Annotated in this window: 9 protein-coding genes; 3 read left to right on the top strand and 6 right to left on the bottom strand. The window is 36.6% G+C overall.

The window, feature by feature from the left end; all coding sequences use genetic code 11:
- Positions 1-131: 131 nt before the first annotated feature.
- The 3 genes from LQV47_RS05590 to secD form a co-directional block, all read right to left on the bottom strand.
- Positions 132-1334 (bottom strand): hypothetical protein, encoded by a 1203-nt coding sequence (locus tag LQV47_RS05590; protein WP_230034719.1) that lies wholly within the window; start codon positions 1332-1334, stop codon positions 132-134.
- Positions 1335-1484: 150 nt separating this feature from the next.
- On the bottom strand, positions 1485-2057 hold the full coding sequence (locus LQV47_RS05585; protein WP_230034717.1) for a hypothetical protein: 573 nt from the start codon (positions 2055-2057) through the stop codon (positions 1485-1487).
- Between the two features lie 625 nt (positions 2058-2682).
- Positions 2683-5577 carry a protein translocase subunit SecD gene (gene secD, locus LQV47_RS05580; RefSeq protein ID WP_230034715.1) on the bottom strand — a complete coding sequence of 965 codons (2895 nt, stop codon included), beginning with the start codon at positions 5575-5577 and terminating at the stop codon, positions 2683-2685.
- Between the two features lie 216 nt (positions 5578-5793).
- Here secD and LQV47_RS05575 point away from each other — a divergent pair, with 216 nt between their 5' ends.
- Positions 5794-7158, top strand: a complete 1365-nt coding sequence (locus LQV47_RS05575) for a PQQ-dependent sugar dehydrogenase (protein WP_230034713.1) — start codon at positions 5794-5796, stop codon at positions 7156-7158.
- A 153-nt stretch (positions 7159-7311) separates the two neighbouring features.
- Here the strand turns inward: LQV47_RS05575 and hemN are convergent, their stop codons facing one another.
- The 3 genes from hemN to LQV47_RS05560 all read right to left on the bottom strand — a co-directional run bounded on the left by hemN (position 7312) and on the right by LQV47_RS05560 (position 11498).
- Entirely contained in the window at positions 7312-8670 is a 1359-nt protein-coding gene (gene hemN / locus LQV47_RS05570; RefSeq protein WP_230034711.1) for an oxygen-independent coproporphyrinogen III oxidase, read from the bottom strand.
- Between the two features lie 255 nt (positions 8671-8925).
- Positions 8926-9936: a glycosyl hydrolase gene (locus LQV47_RS05565; protein WP_230034709.1), complete on the bottom strand. Its 1011-nt coding sequence runs from the start codon at positions 9934-9936 to the stop codon at positions 8926-8928.
- A 44-nt stretch (positions 9937-9980) separates the two neighbouring features.
- On the bottom strand, positions 9981-11498 hold the full coding sequence (locus tag LQV47_RS05560) for an amino acid permease (RefSeq protein WP_230034707.1): 1518 nt from the start codon (positions 11496-11498) through the stop codon (positions 9981-9983).
- 165 nt (positions 11499-11663) lie between these two features.
- Between LQV47_RS05560 and pnuC the strand changes: the two genes are divergently transcribed.
- Both pnuC and LQV47_RS05550 read left to right on the top strand, forming a co-directional pair.
- Positions 11664-12326 (top strand): nicotinamide riboside transporter PnuC, encoded by a 663-nt coding sequence (gene pnuC / locus LQV47_RS05555; RefSeq protein ID WP_230034705.1) that lies wholly within the window; start codon positions 11664-11666, stop codon positions 12324-12326.
- Between the two features lie 4 nt (positions 12327-12330).
- Positions 12331-13020 carry a hypothetical protein gene (locus tag LQV47_RS05550; RefSeq protein WP_230034703.1) on the top strand — a complete coding sequence of 230 codons (690 nt, stop codon included), beginning with the start codon at positions 12331-12333 and terminating at the stop codon, positions 13018-13020.
- Positions 13021-13047 lie beyond the last annotated feature (27 nt).

Here is a 13047-nt window from a genome sequence, read left to right as displayed (position 1 = left end):
ATGAGTACCTAAAAAAGCTTTTATCTTAATGATTAGCAGAAAAAGAATAAATATTTCCAGCAACAGATGATAAAAAAACCTATTTCAACATCCGTATGAAATAGGTTATTATAAAAGTTGTGAATACTGTATTAGTTGCTGTTAAGCTTTGTATAAATCATCCTGTTGGTTATAATACATTTAATTAAACAGCTCTGCTTAACTGTAATCTTAACTACATTGGTAAACTGATAGGCCGTTACATTTCCATTGAGAACAGACCTCACACCGCGACGGTAATAAGTGGTCTGCGTAACTGGTGGAGCATCATACGTTGCAGAAGTTGCATTGGCCACATTTACAAATGTTATATTATCTGTGGAACTCTGCCATTGGTATTCGGCAGTTCCGGTCACCTGGGCAGCTGAAACCTGCGTAAATGCTGCCGGATCATTGTTGATATCCCTACATAATGTCTGATCTGCAGCAATAGTTCCGGGATTATTTACCGAATTTACAAAAAGCCTTCCTATAGTAGAAATGGCCTGGAATGAACAGGTATAAAAACTTGATTTTGCAACCACCCTGTACTGATTATTGTTAAAACCTATCGGAACATTGTTGATAGTAAGCGTTGAAGACGTCACATTACTATAGTTAGGACCATTTGCAAGATCTGTCCACGTGCTACCATTCAGGACCTGCCATTGGTAAGTAACATTTTCAGGGGTCTCATCTGTAGGAGTATTGTTAATAACCGCAGTCATGGTGGTAGATCCACCCACTGCCACAGTTTTATCAGAAGGCTGAGACAAATAGGTCATAGGATCTATATAATACTCTGAAAGTATATTATAAACTCTCATTTGGCTAAATGAAAACCCGATACCTATCACCTCTGCAAACGTTAACCGCACTTCATCCCATGCTACAGGAGGAATTACTTTGATGATCCGCCGCTCCTGGTTGTCTCCGAAATCAAAGAAAAAATGTCCGTTAACACCTGTACGATAGATCTCCTGACCATTGCTGTAAAAAACAAACTCACCACCGTTAAAACTGGGATTAAAGTTGAATCCATCTGAAGCAAAATCTATATAAATAGGTTTATTGGCCGGAAAATCGGCTCCTGTTGTTCCTACGCCCACATGCATACTACAAAAAAGACCTGCTCCTGTACCCGGTTTTAAAGACGCAAAAGAGTTTACATCAATATCTGTCATATTAGCAGGATTAGCTGCTTCTTTTCCCAGCCGGAAGCATAGCAGTCCACCATTGTTGGCACTGGAAGTATTAGTATCCAGCAGCCTGCCACAACCGCCATTCGGAAGGGAAACCATCTCCTGAGATGCCATTTTGCCAGACACAAAAAAGCATATTGCTATAAAAATATAGCGTAATATCGAATTTGTTTTCATCATTAATAATTTTAAGCAATTAAATTATACACGGAAGAATACTCACCCTTGTGTAAGGATGATAGCGTGACGTTATGTCACTTAAAATTATTTGATTACAAATACAATATTAACAAAAGAACATGCTGTAGCTGTCCCAATGACATCATAGCGTAATATTCCATTGGCATCAATACTCACATTCCTTAAAACAGTGGCATCAAAATCTGTTACATAATAATACAGATCCGAAGCATTCAAGAAAAAAGGAATTGCAGCGGGGGCTCCCGCACTTACAACTTTCGGGGTTGAAAACTGTGTTTTATACAATTGGTATAAATCCAGCGTTCTGCCTGTTCCAGTAGTTGCAGTATCAATACTGATGGATGGCATATAGAAGAACTTCACTATATTTCCGCTGATCGGAACCCAGTTTGGGCTGGCAGGTGTTCCAATATTCTGAGCTAAAGCCTGTCTTTTAAGATCATAGACCAATAAACCATTCGCGGGAGTGGGTATTGTGGTAAGATCAGAAATGCGGGGGATTAATACTCCTTTATTAGAACCAGTGACATCTAACATTGCGCTTTTATCAGGATTAGCAATACCAATACCTACCTGCGCAAAGGTAATGCTGCTGGCAATTAATGCCGCAGCAATGAATAATTTTTTAAATTTCATATTTGCTTTGTTTTTTGCAAATATATAATAATTTAATGCACATTTACATATTACTTTACTTTTTTTTCATTAAAATACAAAAACACGTGAAAAACCTATAAAAAATATATTTTTACCCCTCATAATATGAAAATTTTTAACACTGCAATCCCAGTTATTAAAAAAAATACTTTAAATATGAAACTAGCCATCCAAAAAGTTTAATAATAAACAAAAAGCTGGGTACCCATTTTATAAAAAGACTTTCTGAGTTATTTAATTAAATGGATCAGGTTATAAATTCGGGCTAAGCAAATTGAATTAAATATAAAGCCTCTTGTTTGGATGACATTCAGAAATCTGATGCATTAAAATAAAATATGTGATTTTATTTGACTTGAGAAATGGATGAAAATAACTTTTTACTTTAACGCAAAAGGAATAATCATTCGGATGTTCTATTTTAAGAAAACAAAGAATGGCCACTTTGCCGCTGAACAAGCGATATAAAGAGTGAGCTTCATCAAAATCTGTATTGGTGTAAGTTATATTATCCCCAACTTTAAAATTCGTTTGCCGGGCCATTGCCAAAAAACAAAAAAGCCTTTCTTCCGAAAGGCTTTTTACTTATTTATTGTAGTTTGTATTACTTTGAAGCAAGCACTTCTTTTTCAGAAGTACTTTTTCCGTGTACCTCTTCTTCTTTTCCTTTTTTCAGGAAATCATAAGCAATTGCAGATGCAATAAAGATGGATGAATAAGTACCGAATCCAATACCGATTAACATCGCAAACATAAATCCTCTCAAGTTATCACCACCGAAAATGAAAATCGCAAGGATCACCAAAATCGTAGTAAATGAAGTGTTAAATGTTCTACCTAAAGTACTTGAAATAGAATCATCGAATAATCCTGCCAATGTTAACGCTTTCTTCTCTCTCAGATATTCTCTGATTCTGTCGAAGATAATTACCGTGTCATTAATAGAGTATCCTAATACTGTAAGGATTGCAGCAATGAAATCCTGGTTGATTTCCATATTGAACGGCATGTATTTGTGAAGTAATGAATACATTCCTAAAATGATAACCGCATCATGGAATAACGCTGCTACAGCACCTAAAGAGAACTGCCATTTTCTAAATCTGAACAAGATATAGATGAAGATACCTGCAAGAGCAGCAACAACGGCAAGAATACCATGTGTCTGAATATCATCAGCTACTGTAGGACCTACTTTTTCAGATGAAATAATCCCTGCATGGTCTTTATCCGCAGATTTAAAATCCTGAAGTGTAAGAGTAGCCGGAAGATCTCCTTTTAACCCTTCAAATAATTTCTGCTCAATAGTCTGGTCAGCTTTTAAAGACTCATCTTCAATAAGGTAATCTGTAGAAATTTTCAGCTGATTTGCATTTCCAAAAGTTTTAGCCTCTACAGAAGAGTTTTTACCATCTTCAGTTTTGAAAATCTTTACTAATTTTTCTTCAACATCATTAGCATTAACATCTTTATCAAATCTTACGATATAGTTTCTACCTCCTGTAAAATCAATACCATATTTGAATCCGTTGGTAAACATAGAACCAAGACAGATCACTGTTAAAACTGCAGAGATAATGTAAGCATATTTTCTCTTTCCGATAAAATCAATCCATGTATTTCTGAATAGGTTTTTCGTTGGAGGCGTCCATACTGAAAGGTGTTTTCCTTTATTTAATCTACTGAAGATCATTACTCTTGAAAGTAATACCGAAGTAAATAATGTCATGATAATACCGATCATCAATGTCAAAGCAAATCCTTTGATAGGTCCTGTACCGAAGAAGAATAACACAACAGCGGTCAGTAACGTAGTTGAGTGACCATCAATAATCGCACTTAATGCGTGTTTGAAACCGTCTCTATAAGCTTCTAAGATATTCTTACCGGCAAATAATTCTTCTTTTGTTCTTTCATAAATAATTACGTTTGTATCCACTGCCATGGCCATCGTCAATACGATACCGGCAATACCAGGAAGGGTAAGCGTAAAGTCTCCGGAATCCATAATTCCGAAAATATAGAAAAGGTTAATAACCATTGCAATTACAGCGTATACTCCCGCACCACCATAATAGAAAATGATATAAACAATGATAATTAAAAATGCAATAGCAAATGAAATCATACCCGCGTTGATAGATTCCTGTCCTAAAGACGGACCTACCTGCGTAGCCTGAACTACTTTAGCACCAGCAGGCAATTTACCTGCTCCTAAAACGTCAACTAGTTCTTTAGCTTCTTCCTGAGAGAAGTTACCAGAGATTTGAGTTCTACCGTTAGGAATAGCATTTACCACATTAGGAGCAGTATATACTCTGCCGTCAAGAGTTACCGCAACCGGCTTTCCAACGTTTTTCTCTGTCAGAGTTTTCCATTCTTTAGCTCCTTTAGAATCCATCTGCATGTCTACCACTACTCTTCCAAGTTCGTCATAGCTGATGCTTGCCGTTTCTACAGCACCGTCTACCGGAGCTTTTTGATTGATGTTACTTCTGATTGCATACAATACCAAATCGTCCGGACTTGTAGCTTCAGGTTTGTAACCCCACATGAACTGTGTATATTTAATGTTTGCAGGACGTAAAGCCTGACCTACTTTGCTGTTTAAAATTTTATTAACAACCGCAGTATCAGATAACTTCACATTAGCAACACCATTACTTCTTAATTTGTCAAGCTGAATAAGCTTCATGAAGTTGACATTTTTTGCCACTCCCATAGAATCTCCTTTTGCACCGATCATAGTTGTCAAAGTCTGGAAATAAGGCGCAATTTCAGGAACCTGCTGTACTTCCCAGAACTGAAGTTTTGCAGAAGTCTGAAGCATTTTCTTAACCTTGTCAATATCCTTCATACCAGGCATTTCTACAGAAATTCTAGCAGTACCAGGTACTCTCTGAACATTTGGCTGGATAGCTCCAAGCTTATCTATTCTTGTTCTGATTACTTCGAAAGCTGTACCTACAGAAAGATCAATTCTTCTTTTTACAATACTTCTTACCTGCTCATCAGTAGTGTTATACTTGATTTCAGATAAATTTGTATTTCCGAAAAGATCCGGATCTGCAAGCTTCAGGTTTGTACCTTTCGCTTTGTTGATGGCATCGAACTGCTCAAAAAAGTTGTCGATGTAAGATTTTATTGAGCTTTTCTGAACTTCATCAGTCTTGTTTAAAGCCTCAATAAGGATAGGATTGGTAGAATAATTAGTTAAATCATTTACCAGATCTCTTTGGTTAATTTCCAAAAGAACGTTGATCCCTCCTTTTAAGTCAAGACCAAGCTTCATCTCCTTGTCTTTAGCTTTTGAATAATAAAGCTTTGTATACCCAAGATTAAGAGTATCTTCCTTGATGCGTTTGATCTCTTTCTCGTTTCCTTTCGCAGCTTCTATCTGCGATTCAATTTTGCTGGCGTACCAGGTTGGTAATAGCTCGTTTAAGCAAATCAACCCCAGGACAATAGCAACAATTGTAATAAGTCCTTTTCCTTGCATTTTGTTATAACTACGTTAAATTAAGTCGGCAAATATAATGATTTTCTGGTATTTTATGAATTTTTAACAACAGAAATGGTTTATTTTCAGATATATTGGTATTTCGACTTCTATTTAAGATTTAACAATTATTTCATGGTATCTTAGTGAAGTTTTCAAATTTTAATTGGTATAAAATTTTCATTCATTCACCAACACACTAACTATCACAATATTATGAAAAAGTTACTTTTTACTATGAGTATCCTTTCTTCCTTATTCGTTAATTCTCAAAGTATTAATTTGGAAGAATTTGTGACCGGACTTACCAGCCCGGTAGAGATTACAAACGCTAATGACAGCCGTCTTTTCGTAGTACAGCAGAATGGTATTATTAAAATTATCCAGCCAACGGGAGTTATTAATACCACTCCTTTTCTGAATATCACTTCAAAAATTATTTTTGGCGGAGAAAGAGGTCTTTTGGGACTTGCATTTCATCCTCAATACTCTACCAACGGGTATTTTTTTGTTTATTATAATAACCCTGCAGGAAATATTATTGTAGCAAGATACAGTGTAAGTGCAACGGATCCGAACATCGCCGATCCGAACTCCGAAAAAATCCTATTGAATATTCCTAAACCTTTTGCGAACCATAACGGAGGAAGCATTCATTTTGCACCCGACGGAAAGCTCTGGATCATTACCGGAGACGGAGGAAGTGCCGGAGACCCCAATAATAATGCACAAAATAAAAATTCACTGCTGGGAAAAATGCTGAGGATTGATGTAGACGCTACCGGTCCTTACAATATTCCTGCAGACAATCCTTTTGTGGGTATTGACGGTGCTGATGAGATATGGGCATATGGACTCCGAAATGCGTGGAAATTTTCTTTTGACCTAACCAATGGGAATGCTTTAATTGCTGATGTAGGCCAGGGAGCAGTCGAGGAGATCAATCGAATGCCCATCACCCAGGCCGGGCTTAATTACGGATGGCGTTGCTATGAAGGAAATACAGCTTATAATACTGCAGGATGCCCAGGTACCGGAACTATGACATTCCCCATTGCGGTGTATGATCATTCCGGGGGGAAATGTTCCATCACAGGAGGATATGTTTACAGGGGATCCCAATATCCGTCTCTTCAGGGCAAATATTTCTTTGCTGATTACTGCTCTACACAAATCGGTATGCTGGATACCAACAATGCTATCACATGGTCGTCTGCTTACAGTGGAAATAATTTCTCTACCTTCGGGCAGGATTCTCAAAAGGAACTGTATGTAGCAGCAGTAAGCAGTGGAAAAATTTTTAAAATCTCAACGGGAACTTTAGGTGTACAGGAAGAAAATTCTTTAGGTAAAATAAACATCTACCCTAATCCCGCATCCAAAGAGATTTTCATTACTGGTGTTAAGGATAAAAAAGTAAGTGCAGAAATTATGAGTGCAGAAGGACGAAAAATCTGGGAAACTGATGAAGTGATCAATGATAAAAGTATTGATATTTCCACCCTGCCTGCCGGAGTTTATTTCATCAATATAAAATCAGGAAACCTGAAATCGTACAGTCAGAAATTAATTATTAAATAAGGAATATTATATTAACATACTCTATCAGCTATACTTTTAACGCAATATGCCGCAAAAGATTCATACAAACTGAATAAAAATTTCATAAAAAGTATTTCAACTAAAATTTTAAATACATAAAAAAGCGGTTCAAAACTGAACCGCTTTTTTATTTTATATCGTCATCGAGAAAATTCTCGTTTCGGGTTTATTTCTCATCATCCTAAGGTCAAAAACCATGGCAACATTTCTTGTGAATGCTCTTCCGGCTTCCGTAATTTTAACTTCATGACCATTAATTTCAACCAATCCGTCTTTTTCCATTTCCTTCAGCATTTCCAACGCGTTTTCAAGTCCCGGGAAAGAGTTATGAGTATGGAAAGTGGTTTCAAGCTGACACATCAGGTTAAGGATATGTCTTCTTACCTTCAAATCCTCTTCATCCAGGACATGGCCTTTCACCACAGGAATTTCCCCTTCTTCTACAGATCTTTGATAGTCTTCCACCGTTTTTACATTCTGCCCAAAAGCGTACCAAGAATCTGAAATAGCAGACATTCCAAGTCCTATCATTAGCTGAGTATTGCTTGAAGTATAGCCCATAAAGTTCCTGTGAAGCTTTTTATGAATCAAAGACTGGTAGAGATCATCATGTTCAAGGGAAAAATGATCCATTCCCACTTCAATATAGCCTAAATCCTGAAGCAGTTTTTTACCATCTTCGTATAATCTTCGTTTTTCTTCTCCACTAGGCAGGTCATTTTCATCAAATCCTCTCTGTCCCACTCCTTTCACCCATGGAACGTGTGCATATGAGTAAAAGGCAAGCCTGTCCGGTTTTAGCTCCATAGTCTTTCTGATGGTATTTTCCATCGCTTCCCAGTTCTGATGCGGAAGCCCGAAAACCAAGTCATGGCTGATTCCTCTATAACCAATTTCTTTAGCCCATTCGGTAACATTTTTCACGTTTTCAAAAGGCTGAATTCTATTGATCGCTTTCTGTACCTTAGGATCGTAATCCTGAACACCAAAACTTACTCTTCTAAAGCCCAGATTATACAATGTCTGAAGGTGTTCCTTCGTTGTATTATTCGGGTGTCCTTCAAAAGAAAATTCAGGATGTTCAGCAATATCTACGGTTTCAAAGATCCCTTCCAGAAGTGTTTTCAGATTTTCAGGCGAAAAAAACGTAGGGGTTCCTCCTCCCAGGTGTAATTCTTTCAGTTTGGGTCTTTCATTGAAAAGATCAAGGTAAAGGTTCCATTCTTTTAAAACACTTTCCAGGTATGGAACTTCAACACTATGCTGTTTTGTAATACGTTTATGGCACGCACAGAATGTACATAATGCCTCGCAAAAAGGCAAATGGATATAAATAGAAATCCCCTCCTCTGCATTGGTTTCGTGAAAGGACCTGATTACGCTTTCTTTCCACTTTTCCGGTGAGAATGTACTTTCATCCCAATATGGAACTGTAGGATAAGAGGTGTAGCGTGGTCCGGGAATATTATACTTATCTATTAAAGAATTCATTTCGAAAATTAAAATTTTATAAGGTCATGAAATTTAAGAATCTTATAACTTCATTGTACAAAATTAACTATAAGTTATGAATTTTGACCTATGAAATATATTAGGTTTTATTTTATAATGAGTCTAAATATCGTCTGTAAGGCCTTTCGTTAATAATGATAAATTCTATATATACTATTTATTTTTTAGATGTATCCATTTCTCAAGAAGATCCTTCTTACGTTTAGTATTTTATTATTTTTATTAAATCCTTTACTATTTCAATTTCATCACCGCAATTCTGTCTTTTCCTGCAAAGACAACAGTGTTACGATCTATCCACTGGCAGACAAAAAAGCCTTTTTCATCAGAAATCTTCTTCCATGTTTTCCCAAAATCCGAGGAATAACTGATGTGCTGATCTCCTGCTGCAATGATGTCTTTTCCTTTTGAGCCGGGTTTAATTTTAACACAGGTAGTATATCCTGCATTCTGTCCTGATGCCTGAATCTGCCAGGTTTCACCTCCATCATTTGTAGTAGCAATAGTATTGATATTGGCATCCTGCTTTGTATAATCTCCTCCCACTGCAATTCCGAAACGGTCATCATTGAAATCTATGGAGTACATTCCCTGCGAAGATTCCCCCTGTATAAATGGGGTATTGAACACTTCAAATTTTTCATTCTTTAAATTTAGTCTTATAATTCTTGAAGCCTTACCTCCTGTTGCCATCCATACAAAGTTTTTGGTGGAAGAGATATTGGTGTTACTGGCTGCAAAAGCCGCTTCTCCTTCATTCAAAATTATGGTATTTTTAAGCATACTCCACTTCCCTTCTTTGTACACCGCTAACTTCAGGGCATGATCTTTATCTGCATCACTGAAAGTATAAGCCAGTTTATCATTTACAAAATGCAGCGCATCATAGAATGCAGTTTTCGTAGTATCTGTAAAAACAACCTGAGCTTTTAAATCTTTCTTATCAATTCTAAAGAAGTGAGCAGGGCTTTCAATATTAATGGCATAAAAAGAATGTTGATCCTGTGCCAGTGTTCGAAACTGAAGCTTGTCTTCTGATAATCTGATCTGTTTTTGATTCTTCGGATCTTTTACATCCACAAACCCAAATTTGGAGTCTGTACCACTATACCAGACTTTGTTATCATACAGCTCAAGAGCTCTGATACTTATTTTATCATTAAAAATGTTTTCAATGCTTTCCACCTGCTGGGAAAATGCACAAATTCCTACACAAAGGAATAGAATAGAGAAAATCTTTTTCATAAGCTATACAAACAAAAAAACCGCCGAAGCGGTTTTATATTAAATTAATCTACGTCTTTATATTTTTCCGGATTATTAAGTTTACTGTTTGATTTTCCATAAAGGAAATATACTAACCCTCCCAAGAAAAGCCATACAGCAGAAAGTTCCAATGCATGAGCACTTAAGTTAAATATTAAATATATATTGATAAATACTCCTAATCCCACAACGATTTTATACGCAGGAACCTTGAAAGGTCTGATTAAATTCGGTTCTTTCTTTCTCATCACCCAAACCGCAATACAAACCAATGTAAACGCAAACAGAGTTCCGAAACTGGTCATATCTGCCAATGTTGAAATTGGGGTAAATGCAGCGATAAGCGCTACTATTATTCCTAGCAGGATAATTCCTTTGTAAGGAGTTTTTGTTTTTGGGTGAAGTTCTCCGAAAAATTTAGGAATCAAACCGTCTTTTGCCATTCCGATAAAGATTCTGGACTGTCCCATCATCATTACCATTACTACAGAAATCAAACCTACTGTAGCAGCAATCGTTACCACATTACTTGCCCAGTGTTTTCCGGCAATTTCAAAAGCATACGCTACCGGTGCTTTAATTGCATCAGGATATTTTCCTTCAGGGTTAAAGTCTGTATAGTGCATCATCCCTGTCAATACAAGAGATACACAAATATATAATGCAGTACAAACCAATAATGAAGCAATAATGGCGAAAGGCACATCTTTTTTAGGGTTAATAGCTTCCCCTGCCTGTGTAGAGACAGCATCGAAACCTATATACGCAAAGAAGATAGCTGCTGCTCCGGAAATAATTCCTTTTATACCATATGCAGAGACCAGATCTCCTTCAGAATTTTTAATTTTTATCGGATCTGGGATAAAAGGATTCCAGTTTTTCACTCCATCTACAGCATTGTAAAGATTTGTATTAGAGAAGATAATATAAACACCTGCAATGATTACGAAAATAACGGCAGAAGTTTTCATTAATACGATCAGGTTATTTGCGCCGGCAGCTTCCTTAGTCCCTTTTACCAGCAATGCGGTAATCAGTAATACAAGGATAAAAGCAGGAAGATTCATTGAAAAACCATCTCCTGTATAGCTGGCAGGATCTGAAGTAAGATATGTTGGCAAATGAACGCCAAATATTTTTAAAAATTTGGTAAAGTACCCGGACCAACTCACGGAAACCGCCATACTCGCCATGGCATACTCCAGAATGAGACACCACCCCATTGCCCAGGCAAAAATTTCCCCTACCGTTCCATACGCATATGCATAAGCAGACCCTTCAACAGGAATGATGGAAGCAAATTCCGCATAACATAATGCTGCAAAAACACAGGCTATACCTGCTATGATAAAAGAGATTGCAAGAGCCGGCCCTGCATGATAATAAGCTCCGGTTCCGGTAAGTACAAAGATTCCACCACCAATGATAGCACCTACTCCAATTGCTGTTAAACTCCATTTTCCAAGGACTTTCTTCAGCTCACTTTTCTTCATATCAGCCTCATAGGCACTTAGCGGCTTCTTAACCCAAATTTTAGACATGTTTTTTTATTTATTAAGGATTTACGAAAATATAAAAATTTTACGTACTCTCATGTTTATTGACAAACTTTCGTCATTTATTTTAAATAAAAAAATCTAAAAACCTGACCGACACATTATTCAAAGTATTTTATTACGTGTTAAATTTTGTTTATTTTTGATCACATGAATTTATATGATCTTTTTGTGAAGCCGTATGAAAACTATACAGCAGCACAGATTTTGCTGGAGTCTTCGGGGGCTGTTTTTGGTATTTTAAGCGTTTATTTTTCTATCAAAAAAAATATCTGGGTATACCCTACCGGCATTATCTCTACATTGATCTATGTTTATATTCTTTTTAATTTCGGATTATTGGGAGACTGCCTGATCAATGTCTATTATACTGTAATGAGTATCTACGGATGGATATTATGGTCTAAGAATTCTAAAGATCATATTCATATAGAAGTTACCTGGGCCACAAAAAAGGAATGGATCTATGCGGGTATTCTTTTTATCCTTAGTTTAGCGCTGGTTACTTTGATTTATTATTATAAACCTTATATTGACCAAATGGAAGAAACCAATTTCGGATTATATCATTTGGATTGGGCAAATTGGCTGGATATTTTTACCACTTCCATATTTTTAGTAGGAATGTGGTTTATGGCCAAACAGCGCATTGAGAACTGGATTTTCTGGATTATCGGAGATTTTATTTGCATGCCTATGATGATTTTTAAGGGACTTGGCATCACTTCGGTTCAATATTTGGTATTTACTATAATGGCTATCTTAGGATACCTTAATTGGAAAAAAAGTTTTAAAGAGAAAAAAGTACAATAAAGTCATGAAAAATTTATTAAAAATAGCAGCTAGTATTGTTGCATTTGCAAGTTTGACATCTTGTTTAGCATACTCAGACGGATATGCCAATAATGGCGGTTATGGTGATCCATATTATAATAATGGATATTATTATGCACCATCCGGATACTATGGAAATGGTGGATATTATGGTAATGATGGGTATTATTACAGGGACAATGTTAATTATTACTATGACAATGGTGTCCCTTATTATTACTATAATGCGAATAACTCAAGAAGAAAGGTATATGTAGAAAGGAGATCAGATAATAACTCTACAAGACCGAATACCGGATTCAGAGGAGAGCCTTATTACGACCGTAATAATAACAATAACAGTGGTTTCAGAAACAACAATTCCCAGAATAACAATAATCAGGGTACTAGAAACCAAAGCAGTGGAGGCTTTAGAAACAACAACAGCCAGAATAATCAGGGAAATCAAAAAACCAACAATTCCGGAGGGTTCAGAAATCAGAACAACACTTATCAGGCTCCTCAGAGAAGCTCAAACAGCGGTGGATTCAGAAGTTCAGGAAGCAACAACAGTACGCCTCCACCTTCTTCAAATAGCGGAGGGTTCAGAGGAAGTTCCAGTAACAGCAGCAGCTCGGGCAATTCAAATAGCTCAGGCAGCACAAACAGACAGAACACCGGAGGATTTAGATAAAAACGGTTAGGTAAAACGATTATAAAT

It is taken from the genome of Chryseobacterium sp. Bi04 (assembly GCF_918698085.1).
Taxonomy (GTDB): domain Bacteria; phylum Bacteroidota; class Bacteroidia; order Flavobacteriales; family Weeksellaceae; genus Chryseobacterium.
Note: the sequence above shows the minus strand (reverse complement) of the source record. Positions and strands in the feature narration are given on the sequence as shown.

What these genes read in the sequence shown, in the direction of transcription:
- LQV47_RS05590 (WP_230034719.1), bottom strand. Translation starts at nt 1,334, where the DNA reads ATGGCATCTCAGGAGATGGTTTCCCTTCCGAATGGCGGTTGTGGCAGG.
- LQV47_RS05585 (WP_230034717.1), bottom strand. Translation starts at nt 2,057, where the DNA reads ATGAAATTTAAAAAATTATTCATTGCTGCGGCATTAATTGCCAGCAGC.
- secD (WP_230034715.1), bottom strand. Translation starts at nt 5,577, where the DNA reads ATGCAAGGAAAAGGACTTATTACAATTGTTGCTATTGTCCTGGGGTTG.
- LQV47_RS05575 (WP_230034713.1), top strand. Translation starts at nt 5,794, where the DNA reads ATGAAAAAGTTACTTTTTACTATGAGTATCCTTTCTTCCTTATTCGTT.
- hemN (WP_230034711.1), bottom strand. Translation starts at nt 8,670, where the DNA reads ATGAATTCTTTAATAGATAAGTATAATATTCCCGGACCACGCTACACC.
- LQV47_RS05565 (WP_230034709.1), bottom strand. Translation starts at nt 9,936, where the DNA reads ATGAAAAAGATTTTCTCTATTCTATTCCTTTGTGTAGGAATTTGTGCA.
- LQV47_RS05560 (WP_230034707.1), bottom strand. Translation starts at nt 11,498, where the DNA reads ATGTCTAAAATTTGGGTTAAGAAGCCGCTAAGTGCCTATGAGGCTGAT.
- pnuC (WP_230034705.1), top strand. Translation starts at nt 11,664, where the DNA reads ATGAATTTATATGATCTTTTTGTGAAGCCGTATGAAAACTATACAGCA.
- LQV47_RS05550 (WP_230034703.1), top strand. Translation starts at nt 12,331, where the DNA reads ATGAAAAATTTATTAAAAATAGCAGCTAGTATTGTTGCATTTGCAAGT.